Annotated in this window: 17 protein-coding genes and 1 tRNA gene; 10 read left to right on the forward strand and 8 right to left on the reverse strand. The window is 70.3% G+C overall.

The features are described 5' to 3' along the window. Window positions 1–75 precede the first annotated feature (75 nt). The 9 genes from QA802_RS24875 (at window position 76) to QA802_RS24915 (ending at window position 8,873) form a co-directional block, all read left to right on the forward strand. Window positions 76–657, forward strand: coding sequence for a 4Fe-4S binding protein (locus QA802_RS24875; protein ID WP_334534864.1), 582 nt, complete (start codon window positions 76–78; stop codon window positions 655–657). Continuing rightward, the gene (locus tag QA802_RS24880) at window positions 654–1,331 is read left to right on the forward strand and encodes an NADH-quinone oxidoreductase subunit J family protein (protein ID WP_334526765.1); all 678 of its coding nucleotides are present in this window, start codon (window positions 654–656) and stop codon (window positions 1,329–1,331) included. The genes QA802_RS24875 and QA802_RS24880 overlap by 4 nt, the downstream gene beginning before the upstream one ends. Then, complete coding sequence (nuoK, locus tag QA802_RS24885) at window positions 1,331–1,741, forward strand: NADH-quinone oxidoreductase subunit NuoK (protein WP_319164256.1); 411 nt, start codon at window positions 1,331–1,333, stop codon at window positions 1,739–1,741. Before QA802_RS24880 ends, nuoK begins: the two co-directional genes overlap by 1 nt. Further along, entirely contained in the window at window positions 1,738–3,732 is a 1,995-nt protein-coding gene (locus QA802_RS24890; RefSeq protein ID WP_334526769.1) for an NADH-quinone oxidoreductase subunit 5 family protein, read from the forward strand. The genes nuoK and QA802_RS24890 overlap by 4 nt, the downstream gene beginning before the upstream one ends. A gap of 6 nt (window positions 3,733–3,738) precedes the next feature. Next, the gene (locus QA802_RS24895) at window positions 3,739–5,313 is read left to right on the forward strand and encodes a complex I subunit 4 family protein (protein ID WP_334526772.1); all 1,575 of its coding nucleotides are present in this window, start codon (window positions 3,739–3,741) and stop codon (window positions 5,311–5,313) included. Next, complete coding sequence (locus QA802_RS24900) at window positions 5,310–6,845, forward strand: NADH-quinone oxidoreductase subunit N (RefSeq protein ID WP_334526775.1); 1,536 nt, start codon at window positions 5,310–5,312, stop codon at window positions 6,843–6,845. The genes QA802_RS24895 and QA802_RS24900 overlap by 4 nt, the downstream gene beginning before the upstream one ends. Before the next feature lie 258 nt (window positions 6,846–7,103). Continuing rightward, window positions 7,104–7,967 carry a zinc metalloprotease HtpX gene (gene htpX, locus QA802_RS24905; RefSeq protein WP_334526778.1) on the forward strand — a complete coding sequence of 288 codons (864 nt, stop codon included), beginning with the start codon at window positions 7,104–7,106 and terminating at the stop codon, window positions 7,965–7,967. After that, window positions 7,964–8,356 carry a YccF domain-containing protein gene (locus QA802_RS24910; RefSeq protein WP_334526781.1) on the forward strand — a complete coding sequence of 131 codons (393 nt, stop codon included), beginning with the start codon at window positions 7,964–7,966 and terminating at the stop codon, window positions 8,354–8,356. The genes htpX and QA802_RS24910 overlap by 4 nt, the downstream gene beginning before the upstream one ends. Before the next feature lie 250 nt (window positions 8,357–8,606). Continuing rightward, on the forward strand, window positions 8,607–8,873 hold the full coding sequence (locus tag QA802_RS24915; RefSeq protein WP_319164261.1) for a GlsB/YeaQ/YmgE family stress response membrane protein: 267 nt from the start codon (window positions 8,607–8,609) through the stop codon (window positions 8,871–8,873). 68 nt (window positions 8,874–8,941) lie between these two features. Here the strand turns inward: QA802_RS24915 and QA802_RS24920 are convergent, their stop codons facing one another. After that, on the reverse strand, window positions 8,942–9,430 hold the full coding sequence (locus QA802_RS24920; RefSeq protein WP_057584707.1) for a YajQ family cyclic di-GMP-binding protein: 489 nt from the start codon (window positions 9,428–9,430) through the stop codon (window positions 8,942–8,944). A gap of 226 nt (window positions 9,431–9,656) precedes the next feature. Here QA802_RS24920 and QA802_RS24925 point away from each other — a divergent pair. Continuing rightward, window positions 9,657–9,738, forward strand: a tRNA-Tyr gene (locus QA802_RS24925). Window positions 9,739–9,912: 174 nt separating this feature from the next. Here QA802_RS24925 and QA802_RS24930 read toward each other — a convergent pair. The 7 genes from QA802_RS24930 to QA802_RS24960 form a co-directional block, all read right to left on the reverse strand. Further along, window positions 9,913–11,292, reverse strand: coding sequence for a tyrosine-type recombinase/integrase (locus QA802_RS24930; RefSeq protein WP_334526785.1), 1,380 nt, complete (start codon window positions 11,290–11,292; stop codon window positions 9,913–9,915). A 60-nt stretch (window positions 11,293–11,352) separates the two neighbouring features. Then, window positions 11,353–11,541 (reverse strand): helix-turn-helix transcriptional regulator, encoded by a 189-nt coding sequence (locus tag QA802_RS24935; protein ID WP_334526788.1) that lies wholly within the window; start codon window positions 11,539–11,541, stop codon window positions 11,353–11,355. A gap of 182 nt (window positions 11,542–11,723) precedes the next feature. Continuing rightward, a complete protein-coding gene (locus QA802_RS24940; protein ID WP_334526792.1) occupies window positions 11,724–12,872 on the reverse strand; it encodes a DUF3631 domain-containing protein in 1,149 nt (382 codons plus the stop codon). Beyond that, window positions 12,869–13,261, reverse strand: coding sequence for a hypothetical protein (locus QA802_RS24945; protein WP_334526795.1), 393 nt, complete (start codon window positions 13,259–13,261; stop codon window positions 12,869–12,871). The genes QA802_RS24940 and QA802_RS24945 overlap by 4 nt, the downstream gene beginning before the upstream one ends. Then, entirely contained in the window at window positions 13,258–14,166 is a 909-nt protein-coding gene (locus QA802_RS24950) for a bifunctional DNA primase/polymerase (RefSeq protein ID WP_334526798.1), read from the reverse strand. Before QA802_RS24950 ends, QA802_RS24945 begins: the two co-directional genes overlap by 4 nt. An 87-nt stretch (window positions 14,167–14,253) precedes the next feature. After that, window positions 14,254–14,703, reverse strand: a complete 450-nt coding sequence (locus QA802_RS24955) for a hypothetical protein (protein WP_334526801.1) — start codon at window positions 14,701–14,703, stop codon at window positions 14,254–14,256. A gap of 13 nt (window positions 14,704–14,716) precedes the next feature. After that, entirely contained in the window at window positions 14,717–15,184 is a 468-nt protein-coding gene (locus tag QA802_RS24960) for a hypothetical protein (RefSeq protein ID WP_334526804.1), read from the reverse strand. Between the last annotated feature and the right edge of the window lie 175 nt (window positions 15,185–15,359).

The raw sequence follows: 15,359 nt of genomic DNA on the forward strand, positions 1-15,359 counted from the left end.
GCGGCCCCCGGGCGGCCCCGTCTGCCGATCCCCGGCAGCGGCCTCGCCAAGGGCCTGGCCGTCACCCTCCGCACGATGACGCGGAAGACCGTCACCCAGCAGTACCCGGACGCCCAGCCCGAACTCCCGCCCCGCACCCGCGGGGTCATCGGACTGTTCGAGGAGAACTGCACGGTCTGCATGCTGTGCGCCCGTGAGTGCCCCGACTGGTGCATCTACATCGACTCCCACAAGGAAACGGTGCCGCCCGCCGCTCCCGGCGGACGCGAGCGCAGCCGCAACGTGCTCGACCGCTTCGCCATCGACTTCTCGCTCTGCATGTACTGCGGTATCTGCATCGAGGTCTGTCCTTTCGACGCGCTGTTCTGGTCCCCGGAGTTCGAGTACGCAGAGACCGACATCCACGAGCTCACCCACGAGCGCGACAAACTCCGCGAGTGGATGTGGACCGTGCCGGCCCCACCGGCCCTCGACCCGGCCGCCGAGGAGCCGAAGGAGATCGCGGCCGCCCGCAAGATGGCCGAGAAGCTGGCCGCGGCCGCCCGAGCCGACTCCACCGCACCCGAAACCACTGCACCCCAGCCCACCGCACCGGAGTCCACCGGCCCGAAGTCCACCGCACCGGAGTCCACCGAGCCCGAGGGAGGAGACGCGTGACCCTCGCCGAGGCCCCGCAGGGCTTCCTCTCCCCGACCGGAGTCGAGATCGCCTTCCTTCTCGTCGGACTGGTCACCTTCGGTGCCGCCCTCGTCACCGTCACCACCAAGCAGCTGGTGCACGCGGCCCTGTGGCTCGTGGTCGCCCTAGGCGGTCTGGCCGTCGAATACCTCCTGCTCACCGCCGAGTTCATCGCCTGGGTGCAGGTCCTCATCTACGTCGGTTCCGTCGTCGTGCTCCTCCTCTTCGGTCTGATGCTCACCAAGGCCCCCATCGGCCGCTCGCCGAACGCGGACTCCGGCAACCGCTGGGCCGCGCTCTCGGTCGCCGTCGCCGCGGCCGCCGCCCTCGTCTGGGTGGTCGTCGACGCTTTCCGCGCCACCTGGATCGAGCTGGACGGCCCGGCCGCCGGCTCGACCCAGGTCACAGGCGCGAGCCTCTTCCAGCACTGGGTCCTTCCCTTCGAGGCCCTATCCGTCCTCCTGCTCGCGGCGCTGGTCGGCGCGATCGTCCTGTCCCGCAAGGCGAAAGCCGAGTCGAGCTCTCCCCCAGCGAACGCGCGAGCCGTCACGGATGGTTCCCGACCCGTCACGGACAGTTCCGGAAGTTCCGAGGGCTCTCCCACCGTCCCTGACGCCCGGCAGAACCCGGCCGAGCAGGAAGGCGCCCGCTGATGCACCTCGCCTATCCCGCCGTCCTCTCCGCTCTCCTCTTCTGCACCGGCCTGTACGGCGTCCTCGCCCGCCGCAACGCGATCCTGGTCCTGATGTCGGTCGAGCTGATGCTCAACGCCGTCAACCTCAACCTGGTCGCCTTCGACGTCTGGCTCAGCAGGACAGCCGAGGAGACCCTGCACTCCGGGCAGGCCCTGACCCTGTTCACCATCGCCATCGCAGCCGCCGAGATCGGCATCGGCCTGGCGATCGTCCTCGCCGTCCACCGCAACCGCGGCACCGCCGACATCGACCGCCTCCGCGACACCGCCGAAGGCCATGAGACGCCCGCCGCAGACGGCTTTGACGGTTCCGACGGCGACGCCCCCGCGACCGGAGCGGCCGCCGAGAAGGCTGAGGCCACCGCGTGACCACGACCACCCTCGCCGTCCTCGTCCCCCTCCTCCCGTTCCTGGGCTCAGCCGCCGGCCTGCTCCTTGGCCGTACCGCGCCCGGGTTCGTCCGCCCGCTCGCCGTCCTGCCGACCCTCGCCGCGCTCGCGTTGGCCGCGGTCGTCGCCGCCCGCCAGGGCGGAGACGGCGCCGTCGACGCGGCCACCGAGCTGACTCCCACCGGTTCCGTCCCGATCGAACTCGCCCTGCACATCGACGGATTCGCCGCCCTCGTCGCCGTCCTCGTCGCTCTCGTGGCCACCTGCGTACAGATCTACTCGACCGGCTACCTGCGCGACGATCCGCGCTACGCCTCGTACGCCGCGCTGGTCTCCCTCTTCACCTCCGCGATGCTGCTGGTCGTCTACTCCGGCGACCTGATCGTGCTGCTGGTCGGCTGGGAAGTCATGGGCATCTGCTCCTACTTCCTCGTCGGCCACTACTGGGAGACACCGGAGGCCCGCGCCGCCTCCATCAAGGCCTTCCTGGTCACCAAGCTCGGCGACGTCCCCTTCCTCATCGGCCTGTTCGCCCTCGCCACCGACGCCGGCTCCTTCCGCATCACGAAGGTCCTCGGCGCCGTCGCACAGGGCGGACTCGACCATCCGACCGTCGTCGCCCTGCTGCTCCTCGCGGGCGTGGCCGGAAAATCCGCGCAGTTCCCCCTGCACACCTGGCTCCCGGACGCGATGGCCGGCCCCACGCCCGTCTCCGCCCTGATCCACGCCGCGACGATGGTCGCCGCCGGCGTCTACTTCGTCGCACGTCTCCTCCCGGTCTTCGAGGCCTCCGCGGCCGCGATGGTCGTGCTCGCCGTGATGGCCGGCGTCACGATGGTCGGATCCGGCCTGGCCGCGCTCGCCCAGGACGACATCAAGCGCGTCCTCGCCTACTCGACGATCGGCCAGCTCGGCTACATGACGGGTGCCCTCGCCGTCGGCGACCGGAGCGCCGCCGTCTTCCACCTCCTCTCGCACGGCGCCTTCAAGGCGCTGCTCTTCCTCGCGGCCGGCGTGGTCATCCACGCCGCCGGCACCAACTCGCTGGCCGCCATGTCCCGCATGAGCCACCTGCGCCACCGCGTCCCCGACGCCTACTGGACGATGACCGTGGCGCTCCTCGCGCTCGCCGCGATCCCGCCGTTCAGCGGCTTCTTCTCCAAGGAGTCGGTCCTCGGCGCGGCCGAGCACGCGACCACCGGACACATCGAGCACATCCCCGGCGCCGCCGGCTGGGTCGTCCTCGTCGCCGGGCTGCTCGCCGCCCTCCTCACCGCCGCCTATGCGACCCGTCTGTGGCTGCTGGCCTTCCGCGGGCAGGGAGCCGAAGCACCAGATCACGGCCGCCAGCCGCGGACCATGACGGTGGTGCTGTGGGTGCTGGCGGTGCCCTCCCTGGCCCTCGGCGCGCTCGCCTACCGCACGCTCCCCGACTGGTTCGACGGCGACGACCTGGCCCCGACCCTCACCACCTCCGTAGTGGGCACCGGCGTTGCTCTGGCAGGCGGACTCGTCACGTTCGCCGCCTGGCGGCACCTCGCTGGAATCGCCGCCCGCATCCCCCTGGGTGCGGTCGCCGCCCACCCGGACGCGGACGCGGCGCAGGTCGAGGCCGAAGCCATCGCGACGCACGCCCCCGCCTACGGCAACGTGGCCTCCGCGCCCGACCCGGCCGATCCCGGGCGTCTTCTGCTCGGCCCGCTGCACCGCCACGCGGCTGTCGGCTTCCACGTGGACGCCCTGTACGACCTGCTGTTCGTGCGCCCTGTGCAGGCCGGCGGCCGTCTCGTCCGGTTCCTCGACCGTGAGGTCGTCGAGACCTACGTCCGCGGCGCGGGCGCCCTGCCCCGCTGGCTGGGGATCGCGGTACGGCGAGCCCAGACCGGCAACGTCCAGACCTATGTGAGCGCGCTGCTCGCCGGCACCGTCGTCCTGGCGGTCGCCGCCCTTCTCGTCGCCTCAGGAGCGTGAGCAGGCGTGATCCCTCTCAACGAGTCCGTGATGCAGGTTCTTCTGGCGTTCATCGTGGTCGGCCCGCTTCTCGGCGCCGCCGCCGCGCTGCTGCCCGCCCCGCCCGGACTGAAGGGGAAGTCGCCCGAGCAGGCCGTCCTCCGGCACGGCGTGACGGTGACCGGCGTGATCCTCGTTGCCGCGATCGCCCTCGCGGTCGGCTTCGACCACGACCAGCCGTCGAAGATGCAGGCCACCACGGACATCAGCTGGATCCCCGCACTCGACGTGCGCATCCACCTCGGCATCGACGGCATCTCTCTCCCCCTGTTGGTCCTGACCGCGCTGCTGACCTTCCTCTGCGCGCTCTACTCCTACTTCAAGCTGCCCGCGGGCCCCTCACCCAAGGCGTTCGTCGCCCTCGTGCTCGTGCTCGAGTCCGGCACGCTCGCCACCTTCGCCGTCCTCGACCTGCTGCTGTTCTTCCTCGCCTTCGAGACCGTGCTCATCCCGATGTACTTCCTCATCGCCCGCTGGGGCGGCGCCGGCCGGACCCGGGCGGCCTGGAAGTTCATCCTCTTCACCCTGCTCGGATCCGTGGTCATGCTGCTGGGCCTGCTCCTGATCGGAATCAAGGCGGGCACCTTCGACATGGTGGCACTCGCCACTGACAACGGCCGGTCGCTGACCACATCCGTGCAGGTCATCGCGGTTCTCGCGATCGGGATCGGGCTCGCGGTCAAGACCCCGATGTGGCCCCTGCACAGCTGGCTGCCCGACGCCCACACCGCCGCCCCGACCGTCGGCTCGGTCCTGCTGGCGGGCGTGATGCTGAAGATGGGCACGTACGGCGTCGTCCGCATCCTGCTGCCGGTCGCGCCGGACGGCTTCCGCGTCTTCGCGCCGTACCTCGCCGCCTTCGCCGTCGTCGGGATCATCTACGGATCCCTGGCCTGCCTGGCCCTCGCCAAGCAGGGAGCGAAGGGCGACCTCAAACGACTGATCGCCTACTCCTCCGTCGGCCACATGGGCTTCGTCCTCCTCGGCATCGCGACCATGACGCCGACCGGTGTGAACGGCGCACTGTTCGCCAACATCGCCCACGGCCTCATCACCGGCCTCCTGTTCTTCCTGGTCGGAGCCCTGAAGGACCGCACCGGCACGACCGACCTGGACACCCTCGCCGAGCAGACCGGCGCCGCCCTGTACGGCAGGACCCCCCGCCTCGGCGGCCTCCTCGCCTTCGCCGCGGTCGCCTCGCTCGGCCTTCCGGGCCTCGCCGGGTTCTGGGGCGAGATGCTCGCGCTGTTCGGCGCGTTCGACCCCGCCGAGGGCCTCAGCCGCCCCGCGTTCCTCACGTTCACGGCGATCGGCGCGTTCGGCACCCTGTTGACAGCCGCCTACCTGCTCGTCGTGGTCCGGCGGGTCTGCATGGGCACGGTCCGGCAGGACGCCCCGCGCCTCGCCGACGTGCAGAACTACGAGTTCGCGGCCTGGACCCCGCTCGTCGCCCTCACCGTCGTCGCCGGGCTGTGGCCCAAGGCCCTCCTCGGCCTCACCGACCCGGCCGTGCAGCAGCTCCTCGCAGGAGGCACCCGATGAGCTCCGTGGCCCACCCCCCGGCCCAGATCCTGACCGAGTCCGTGGTCCAGTCCGTCGACTGGACGGCCATCGCACCGCCCACCCTCGCGGCGGTCGTCGCCCTGGTCGTCCTCGTCGCCGACCTCTTCGTCGGCGAGGCGCGCAGGCCGTTGCTGGGCTGGCTCTCGGTCGCCGGCCTCGCGGCCTCCACGGCCCTGCTCCTGCCCCTCCTGGACGGCGACCGCGCCACCTTCTGCCTGACCGGCGACACACGCGCGTGCAGCTACACGGCAGACCACTTCACCCTGGTCGTCCAGTTCCTGGTGTTCGGGGGGGCGCTGCTGGCGGCCCTGCTGTCGGTCACCGCTCTGAAGGACGCGCGCGGGCGCCTTCCCGAGGGCGAGTTCTGGTTCCTGCTGCTGTCCTCCGCCGCCGGCGCCGCCCTGCTGCCCGCCTCCCGTGACCTCGCCACCCTTGTCGTCGCCCTGGAGGTCGCCTCCCTGCCGGCCTTCGCCCTCGTCGGCATCCGGCACGGCGACCGCAGGTCCTCCGAGGCGGCCCTCAAGTTCTTCCTGTCGTCCGTGACGGCGACCGCGGTCAGCCTTCTGGGCATCAGCTTCGTGTACGCGACGACCGGCACCCTCTACCTCACGCAGGTCGCCGACCGCATCCAGCGCGTCGACGGCCAGCTGCACACCCTGGCCCAGACCGGTGTGGTGCTCACCCTCGTCGGCTTCGCCTTCAAGACCGCCGCCGTCCCCTTCCACTTCTGGGTCCCCGACACCTACGTCGGAGCCCCCCTGCCCATCGCCGCCTACCTGTCGGTCGTCGGCAAGGCCGTGGGCTTCTCCGGCCTCATCCTCGTCACCGTCGTCGGCTTCCCGTCGTACGCCGACGTCTGGGGCCCCGCCCTGGCCGCCCTCGCCGCCCTCACCATGACCGTCGGCAACGTCGGCGCTCTCCGTCAGCAGGCCACGCGCGCGTACAGCGCCGTGCGCCTCCTCGCCTGGTCCTCCGTGGGCCAGGCCGGCTACCTCCTCGTGCCGATCGCCGCCGCCGCGTACTCCGACGACGCCGAGCAGGCCGTCGGCTCCACCGTCGCGTACGCCCTCATGTACGCCGCGGTGAACCTCGGCGCCTTCGCGGTCGCCGCCCTGGTGGGACGGACCAGCAAGGCGAACCGGCTCACCGACTACCGCGGCCTCTACGCCAGGAACCCCCTGGCCGCCCTCCTGCTGGCCTTCTTCCTGCTCTGCCTCGCCGGACTGCCGCCGGGCGTCATCGGCCTCTTCGCGAAGGTGACCGTCTTCTCGGCGGCCGTCGACGCCGGACTCGGCTGGCTCGCCGTCGTCATGGCCGTCAACGTGGTCATCGCCCTGTACTACTACCTCCAGTGGACGGCGCTGCTCTTCCGCGCGTGTGAGGGCGAAACCGGGAAGCACCGAGTCCCCGCCCCCCTCACGGCCGCGATCGCCCTCACCGCGGCGGTCGGCATCGCCCTGTCCGGGGCGCCCCAGCTGGTCCTGCGCTTCGCCGACACCGGTCTCTTCTGATCCCACACGCGCGTGCGGGACTCGCTCTCACCCGGACGGCGCACACGCTCCTCCGCTCCTAGGGGCGAGTGCGGGACCCGTCCTCACCCTGACGGCCCACACCCCTGCCCACACGCACAAGGGAACTAGTGCCTCCCGCCTGGCGTTGACCAGTACGGGAGGGTGCACTGGAAGTGACATCACGGCACCAGTGCCACCGGAGAACAGGAAGATCCGCAAGCAAAGGGTTCCCCTGCTGCACGACTTGGAGGGCGTACCGTGCACCGCCGGCACAACGGGCTCAGAACCGCAGTACTCCTCGGGGGGCTGTCGGCACTCATCATCGTCATCGGCAGCTTCTTCGGTCGTGCGGGGCTCGTCGTCGCGGTTCTGATCGCGCTCGGCACCAACGCGTACGCGTACTGGAACAGCGACAAGCTGGCTCTACGCGCGATGCGCGCCCGCCCCGTGAGCGAGTTCGAGGCCCCGGCCCTGTACCGGATGGTCCGCGAGCTCTCCACCCAGGCCCGTCAGCCCATGCCCCGCCTGTACATCTCCCCGACGGAGGCGCCCAACGCCTTCGCGACCGGCCGCAATCCGCGCAACGCCGCCGTGTGCTGCACGGAAGGCATCCTGCGCCTCCTCGACGAGCGCGAACTGCGCGGCGTCATCGGCCACGAGCTCAGCCACGTCTACAACCGCGACATCCTGATCTCCTCGGTCGCCGGCTCGCTCGCCTCCGTGATCATGTTCCTGGTCAACTTCGCCTGGCTGATCCCGATCGGCCGCTCCGACGACGACGACGGCCCCGGCCTCCTGGGCATGCTCCTGATCATGCTGCTCGGCCCGCTCGCCGCCGGCCTCATCCAGCTCGCCATCAGCCGCTCCCGGGAGTACGAGGCGGACTCCTCGGGCGCCCAGCTCACCGGCGACCCCCTCGCACTCGCGAGCGCCCTGCGCAAGCTGGAGACGGGCACCAAGCAGCTTCCGCTTCCGCCGGAGCCCCGCATCGAGACCGCGAGCCACATGATGATCGCGAACCCCTTCCGTCCGGGCCAAGGACTCTCCAAGATGTTCTCGACGCACCCGCCAATGGCGGAGCGAATCGCCCGGCTCGAGAAAATGGCAGGTCGCCACCAGTGAAGACCATCCTGAACGTCATCTGGCTGATCCTGAGCGGCTTCTGGCTGTTCCTCGGTTATGTGCTCGCAGGCGTACTGCTCTGCATCACCGTGATCGGCATCCCCTTCGGCGTCGCCGCATTCCGTATCGGCGTCTTCGCGCTCTGGCCCTTCGGCTACACGACCGTCGAGCGGCGTGACGCGGGCGCGCCCTCCTGCATCGGCAACGTGCTGTGGCTCGTGCTCGCCGGCTGGTGGCTGGCCCTCGGCCACGTCGTCACCGGCTTCCTGCTGTGCCTGACCGTCATCGGCATCCCGTTCGGCATCGCGAACTTCAAGCTGATCCCGGTCTCGCTGTTCCCGCTGGGCCGCGAAATCGTCTCCACCGACCAGCCGTTCGCCTCCCGCTGACGGCGCTGACGGCGTGCCCGCGCTGACCGCGCGGGCACGCCGTTCGCCGTCGCCGGTGGGCGTGTTGCCCGTACCCACCGATACCGGAACCACCGACCGCCGTCATGCGTCGTTCCGATCAGTTCGGCACGAACCCGCGTGCGACGAAGGACGCGGGGCGCGCCGGAGAGCGCGGCCCGTGCGGGGCGAGGGACATCACAGTGCCCGGACAGCACGGGGTGGGTACAGCACAGAAGGGCAGGTTCAGGGCATGAGCATCATCAGCTGGATCATCCTGGGGTTGTTGGCCGGAGTCATCGCCAAGATCCTGCTGCCCGGGCGCGACCCGGGCGGCTTCATCGGCACGACCCTGATCGGTGTCGCGGGCGCGTTCATCGGCGGCTGGATATCGGCCCGCTGGCTGGACCACCCCATCGCCAAGGACTTCTACGACGGCGCCACATGGGCCGCCGCGATCGGCGGATCGCTCGTGCTCCTGATCGTCTACCGCCTGCTGTTCGGCAACTCGCGCGACTGAGTCCGCTGCCGCCCGGCCGGCGCAAGGGCTGACGCCGAGCGGCGCCCGGCCCTTGCCCGTACGGTCGGCTACCGGTAGTTCACGAACTGCAGCGCGAAGTCGAAGTCCTGGCCCTTGAGCAGCGTGATGACGGTTTGCAGGTCGTCGCGGCTCTTCGAGCTGACCCGCAGCTCCTCGCCCTGTACCTGGGCCTTGACGCCCTTGGGACCCTCGTCACGGATGAGCTTCGCGACCTTCTTCGCGTTCTCCTGGGAGATGCCCTCCTTGATGTCCGCGAAGAGCTTGTACTCCTTGCCGGAGAGCTGCGGCTCGCCCGCGTCCAGCGCCTTCAGCGAGATGCCGCGCTTGATCAGCTTGGACTGGAAGACATCGAGAACGGCGTTCACCCGGTCCTCGGAGTTCGCCTCCATGAGGATCTTCTCACCGGACCACGAGATCGAGGCGCCCACGCCCTTGAAGTCGTAGCGCTGCGAGATCTCCTTGGCGGCCTGGTTGAGGGCGTTGTCGACCTCCTGCCGCTCGACCTTCGAGACGATGTCGAAACTGGAGTCGGCCATGTCCTGTGGCTCCTTGTATCGGGGTGCGTGTCAGGGTGCGTATCGGCGCACGTGGGGGTGACCGCCGAGCCCGGTGTGGTCCCGGGCCGCATCCGCCCAAGCCTAGCCACCCCGCCCCCTCCGGGCGGCGCGGAATCAGGTGGCGAAGCACCCCTGCGTATCGGGTATCGTTTACGTCGTTGCCAGGGAGCACCGCCGAAAAGCGGTTCGAACAGGCGGCAAACCCGGCGGTGTGCCCGAGCGGCCAAAGGGAGCAGACTGTAAATCTGCCGGCTCAGCCTTCCGTGGTTCGAATCCACGCGCCGCCACGCTGAGGGAAACCCCCTCTGATCAGGTTACTTACCTGGTCAGAGGGGGTTTCGCGTTAGCCCTCCCCGTTCGCTCGACTGTGGACGGGGCGTGGACGTGTCTCACCTCGTATCGCCCGTATCCCACCTTTGATCAGTGCGTGTCCCCCAGGTGTCCCCCGGGGGTGATCACGATCACTCGGGCTCGTTCCACTCACGAAGAGCGGCGTCGATGCGGCTGTTCGCGTGCTCCCGTGTCTGGTCGAGCACCTTGGCGTACACCTTGTGCAGTACCGCGATGCTGTGGCCGGCGCGCCGGGCGCACTCCATGGCGTCCACGCCGGAACTGAGCCAGAACGAAACGCCGGCGTGCCGCAGGTCGTAGGGACGCCGGGCCAGGAGCGAAGCCGTTTCCGTTTCGCTCAGCACGTCCTTACGAGCCTTCGCCCACACCTCCCCGTAACCGGTCTCCTGCAGCAGGCCGTCACGGTTCGTCCGAAAGAGCCGGCCGTCGGGTGCCGTGCCGTGTGAGGCGATGTGCTGCCGCAGTAGACGGACGAAGTGCGGCGGGATCGGCACCGGACGGGAGTCCTTCTTCGCACGGGCCTTGAGATGGCGCATCTCGTGAGCCGTCCCGTCGTCGGTCCAACTTCGTCCGGCCCGGACAACCCCCTGGCGCAGGGTGAGCATCCCCCATCCCGACTCCGGAAGGTGGCACTGGCTCACACGCAATCCGGCGGCCTCAGCGGGACGCATGGCCGCGTAGTACAGGCACCCGAAGAACGCTTCCAGATGCCTCCCGCGCGGGCCCTGCTCTCGCACGCCGGCCAGCAGCGCGCGGACTTGGCGGGGGTTGGCAACGCTCTCGGGGTCCACGGCGTCCGCCGACTTCGGGGCGGTCCACTTCACGGCCGTGATCGGGTTGACCGGCATGGTGAAGTACTGCTCCTCCACGGCGAGCCCGAGGGCGTCACTCAGGCAGGCCCGTTTGCGCTTAGCGGTGCGTGGCGCTGCCTCCTTCCCGTCCAGCCGCAGGGACAGTGCGTCCAGGGCCAGACGTACGGTCGCCGGGTCCTCCAGTGCCGAGACGGGCATGGAGTGCTTGGCGATCCAGGCGAGAGCGCGGGCCACGTCGTCCGGCGGGGTGTCGGTCCAGCGGTTCCGGTTGTACGCCCACCCGTACAGCGCACGCCGCAATAGCGGGCTATCGGGCATCCCCGCCTTGGTCTTCACGAGCGCGGGGGTGATGGTCGCCAGCGCATCGGCGTAGTTCTTCCGCGACTTCGCCGGGGCCAGCGCCCACTTGCGGTCGATGTAGGCACGGCTGTGCTCGTACCAGGTGATGGAGCCTTGCTTGGCGCGCAGTTCGGACACGGGCAGGCCCGTTTCCTCGTCGAACTGGTCGCCGCGCCGCACGGCGGACATGAGTTCCGAGCGGCGTCCCTCGGCCTGGACCTTGAGGGTGTAGCTCTTCGAGTGCTTCCGCTCCCCGACCAGCCAGCGCAGGCGGTAGGGCTTCGGGCGATCCTTGCGAACTTCGGTCGAGTAGAGACGAACGTCGTAGGTCAGAGCCATATGAACTCCAGAGGGGCCCGCCGGAAGCGGGCCCCTCGTGTCTCGCTGTGCGGGAGGCGGTCAGGCGGCAGCGTTTTCCATGGACGCCCACCACGCGTCGAGGTCGGTGCGGCGGCAGCGGAGCTGACCGTTCGGGAGCTTGATGAGCTTCGGGGCCTGGCCCCGGGCACGCATGCGGTAGAAAGCGGCGCGGCTCATCTCGATCTCTTCGAGGACTTCGGGGAGCTTGAGCATCTTGGGGCGGGCCAAGGCGACGACTCCTTCTCGGGCTCTACGGGAGGGGGTGCCTCTGAGGGCCGCTACTTCCGCTACCGCCGCTACCGTGCAGGTCAGGGGCCTGTTCGAGGTAGCGGGAAGGGGTAGCGGTAGCGGATGGGTAGCGGCGAGGTAGCGGCAAAATCCGGTGCTTGCCGCTACCGCATCGCTGCTGGTCAGGCAGCGTTTTCCATGCCGGGTAGCGGAGGTAGCGGACTTTCCGGGGGTGGGGGGCAGTAGCGGGCCCATGCGTCCCAGAGATCGGCGGCGTAGTAGCCCTTGAGGACGCTGCCGGCGGCCTTGATGTTGCGAGAGGCGATCGGCTCGTTGTCGGCCGTCATGTACTCGGCGAGCATCTTCGACAAGCGGCGATTGTCGAGCGGCTTGCCGCTGAGGTCGGCCCATGGGGCGTCGTCGAGGGCGTTGAGCCGGTCGAGGATGGCGACGGTGGGCAGGCGGTCGATGCCGACCATGACGTGGTCGCGCAGGTCGGTCAGCAGCCGCACGCCCATGCTGCCTTTGTCGTTGGCGCGGGAGGCTTTGACCAGGGCCAGGCAGGCTTCGCGGGCCCGGTCGGGCCAGTTGCCGCCGGCCGCGTCCGCGATGGCGAGCAGCGGTTCCCACACGTCGGCCGGCCGGTCGGCGACTCCGTCCGGCATGTCCGGCCACGCCCCCATGACGAACTCCCGGGCCTGCTCCGCCCATGCGGCGAGCCGGTCGCGGAGCTTGTGGCCTTCCGCCTCGTGGATGCGGGCCCGGAAGGGCTCCACCGTCTCGTTCCGGGCCCGGCGGCGCATGCGGATGATGACAGAGCGGGTGAGGATGGTGTCGGGCAGCGAGCCGAGACCGGCGACCGCGACCGCGCAGTACGAGGGGAACGCCTGAACGGTCTGGTTGCCGCCGTCGCCGATGCACCGGTAGGTGACGCCGGTGCGGCGGTGGCCGGCGTTCAGGAACCCGCGCAGCTCCTCGTTGTCGCCTGCTTTGGGGCCGAAGACGGTGTCGATCTCGTCGAACAGGATCGTGGGTTTGCCGCCGGGTCCGGAGACGGACCGGAACAGGGCGGCGGCGGACGCGTTGACGGCCGTCATGGGCTGCGGCACGAGGGTTTCCACGATCTCCAGTGCCCGCGTCTTGCCCGACCCCGGCTCGGGGGACAGGAAGGCGATGCGGGGAGTGGAGTCGAACGCGTCGAGCAGGTGGGCGTGTGCGTCCCAGAGTGTGACGGCGACGAACGCGGCGTCGGTGGGGAAGACGTTGAAGCGGCGGTGGAAGGCTTCGACTTCGTCGAGCAGGGCAGCGCCGTCGATGGCGGGCTCGGTCATGCGGCGGTCCTCCGTTCGGTGAGCGCGGCGGGGGTGCCGGTGCAGAGGTGCTTGTGGGCCGTGTAGTCGGTGACCAGGTCGGCCACGGCCTGTTGGCCGGTGGCGGTGGCGGTGTGGCCGCAGGAGCAGGCGTAGGCGGCCGTGGGGGTGTCGCCGTAGCGCTTGGACCAGCGGGCTCCGTCGTGGCGGTGGCGGTAGACCGGCGGGGCGTAGACGCGGATCCCGGGGCGGTCGGGCGTTGGGTCAGTGCCAAGGGCCATGGGGACGCCCTGACGGGCGGCGACCTTCGGCACGCCTACGGCCGTCGTGTCCACAGGATGTGGAGCGGCGTCCCGTCGGGCGGGGTCGGGGCTGATGCTCTTCAGAGGGGGGCGGGCCGATGCGCTCATGCCGTCGCTCCCCTGCGCCGCTGGTTGTGGGCGATCGACCAGTTCAGAGCGCTCCGCAGAGTGGAGCGGCACTCGGCGACGGTGAGTCCGGCAGCCTCCCCCGCCTCCTGAAGAGCCTGCTCGACCGAGTGCCGGGAGAGGTCGCCCCATGCGACGAACCGTCCGAGTGCGCGCGCCGCGCGGAACAACGTCGACTCGCGCGCCCCGAGTTGGGCGGTGGCGACGTTGCGCGTCTCGGCGGCAAGGGCGACGTCCGCATATCGGCCGGATTGCCCCGGTACGGCCACCGAAGGGACGTGAGAGCGCTTGGGGGCGGGCTTGAGGACGCTGTGCAGCCATCCGGGCAGTGGGGCCGCCTCAGCGTCGCACAGCGGCTCGTATGGTCCGGCGGGGGTGACGGAACCGGCGGCGACGACGTATCCGCCCCATGCCCGCGTGTCGACCAACTCGCCCACGGTCCCCGCTGTGTTGGTCAGCCGGACCCCGGGCGGGGCGGTGAAGTACAGGTGGGTTCCACCGCTCGCGGTCCGGATGCGGTAGGTGGCGGGGACGGCGTGGCCGGCGCGCTCGCAGAGCGCACCGAAGGTGGCCGCGCCGTCAGGCGCGTCCGAACTGCCGTTGTCCTTGGGCACGTCGAGGTCGACGACCAGCAGCCCCGAGGGGCCGGTGGCGATCCCGACGTTGAACGGGCCGTGCGACCAGGTCGCGCGGATGCGGTCCGGGTCGGTCGTGGCGCGTTCCTCCCACTTCCGGTGTCCGCCGGCGCAGGGCCCCGTGCCGGGGCAGGACTGCTCGCCGTGCAGGGCGGGGCGCTTGGTGCCGGAACGCAGGGGAAAGACGTGCCATCCGCGTTCGATGGCGTTCAGCGCTGCGCGGAGCAGCGCGGACTGTGAGTCATGGGTCATGCTGGAGGTCTCCAGTTCCTTGATGGTGACTGGCTGGACAAGGGCGGCCCCGGTTCTTGGCGGAATGGGGGGCCGCCCTTGGCGTAGCTACTGGCCGGCGGCCGCCATCAGCGCGTACTGCTGGCGGACGTAGGCGCGCGGGTCGCGGTCGGCGTGTGCGTCGTCGAGTTCGATCAGGAATTTCGCCGCGGTGTGGGCGGTGTCGTCGTCGCGGTGGTCGGCTCCGTCGGCGAGCGCGATGCGGTCGAGGACGGCGGCCTTGCGCAGGTAGAAGCCGCGTTCCAGCGCGGTGTAGCAAGCCGCAGTGCCGAGCGTGTGAGCGATCCAGTCGAGTTCGCTGTGGATGCTGGGGGCGTCGGCGTAGGCCTGCTCGGGGTCGGGCCAGACGTCGGCGTGGTCGGCGGTGAGGTAGAGGCGCTGACGCTCGCCGTCGCGGGTGGGGAAGACGCTCACCCGTCCGGTCTTGAACGCGGCCTCCAGGGCGTCGGCGACGCGGTCGGAGTCGGCGGGGTCGCAGATGACGCGGATCTCGAACACGTAGGGCTCCCTGTCAGCCGTGGAAGTGGTTGCGCTTGAACGTCGCCTTGCGGATGTGGAAGGTGTTGCCGCCGCTCCCGCTGCTGCGTCCGCCGAAGATCTGCACGGCGATCCATCCGCCGAAGACGACGGCGGCCAGTGTGATGAGCTGGGTGATCAGCGCGGTGAGCGCGGTGATGAACGTGGTGAGCAGCAGCAGGCCGCCGCACACGGCGAGGAATCCGACGCCCCCGAGGGCGACGTTCACCGCCGTCCGCGAGACGGCCGGCCGGTCGGTGACCGGTTCGGGCTGCACGGGGCTGACGGCGTAGCCGGTGACGACGCGGCCGTCGGGCAGGACGACGCTCGCCACGGCCGGGACGGCTCCGGACTGCACCGGCACAAGGGGTGCCGGGTACGGGGCGGGCGGGGTGAGGGGGGTGGGCTGGTGGACTTCCAGGACCCGGACGGCGGGCGGATGGTGGGCGTGGTCGGGGTACATGCGGAATCCCTTCCGGTGCGCAGTGAGGGAGGCGGACACACCCCCTGCCGGGGGCGTCGTGGAGGGGGTTTCAGGGGTGCTGGCCTGCGGGCTTCCCTGCCTCCCTGGGGATCATCTGTGCAGGTCAGGGCCAGGGATGCGGGGCAGGGAGGGGGTTAGGGAGTTCTCCCTGCCT

Origin of the sequence: Streptomyces sp. B21-105 (assembly GCF_036898465.1) — a bacterium.
In the GTDB taxonomy this organism is placed as follows: Bacteria; Actinomycetota; Actinomycetes; order Streptomycetales; family Streptomycetaceae; genus Streptomyces.

What these genes read in the sequence shown, in the direction of transcription:
- QA802_RS24875 (WP_334534864.1), top strand. Translation starts at nt 76, where the DNA reads ATGACGCGGAAGACCGTCACCCAGCAGTACCCGGACGCCCAGCCCGAA.
- nuoK (WP_319164256.1), top strand. Translation starts at nt 1,331, where the DNA reads ATGCACCTCGCCTATCCCGCCGTCCTCTCCGCTCTCCTCTTCTGCACC.
- QA802_RS24900 (WP_334526775.1), top strand. Translation starts at nt 5,310, where the DNA reads ATGAGCTCCGTGGCCCACCCCCCGGCCCAGATCCTGACCGAGTCCGTG.
- QA802_RS24915 (WP_319164261.1), top strand. Translation starts at nt 8,607, where the DNA reads ATGAGCATCATCAGCTGGATCATCCTGGGGTTGTTGGCCGGAGTCATC.
- QA802_RS24920 (WP_057584707.1), bottom strand. Translation starts at nt 9,430, where the DNA reads ATGGCCGACTCCAGTTTCGACATCGTCTCGAAGGTCGAGCGGCAGGAG.
- QA802_RS24930 (WP_334526785.1), bottom strand. Translation starts at nt 11,292, where the DNA reads ATGGCTCTGACCTACGACGTTCGTCTCTACTCGACCGAAGTTCGCAAG.
- QA802_RS24940 (WP_334526792.1), bottom strand. Translation starts at nt 12,872, where the DNA reads ATGACCGAGCCCGCCATCGACGGCGCTGCCCTGCTCGACGAAGTCGAA.
- QA802_RS24945 (WP_334526795.1), bottom strand. Translation starts at nt 13,261, where the DNA reads ATGAGCGCATCGGCCCGCCCCCCTCTGAAGAGCATCAGCCCCGACCCC.
- QA802_RS24950 (WP_334526798.1), bottom strand. Translation starts at nt 14,166, where the DNA reads ATGACCCATGACTCACAGTCCGCGCTGCTCCGCGCAGCGCTGAACGCC.
- QA802_RS24960 (WP_334526804.1), bottom strand. Translation starts at nt 15,184, where the DNA reads ATGTACCCCGACCACGCCCACCATCCGCCCGCCGTCCGGGTCCTGGAA.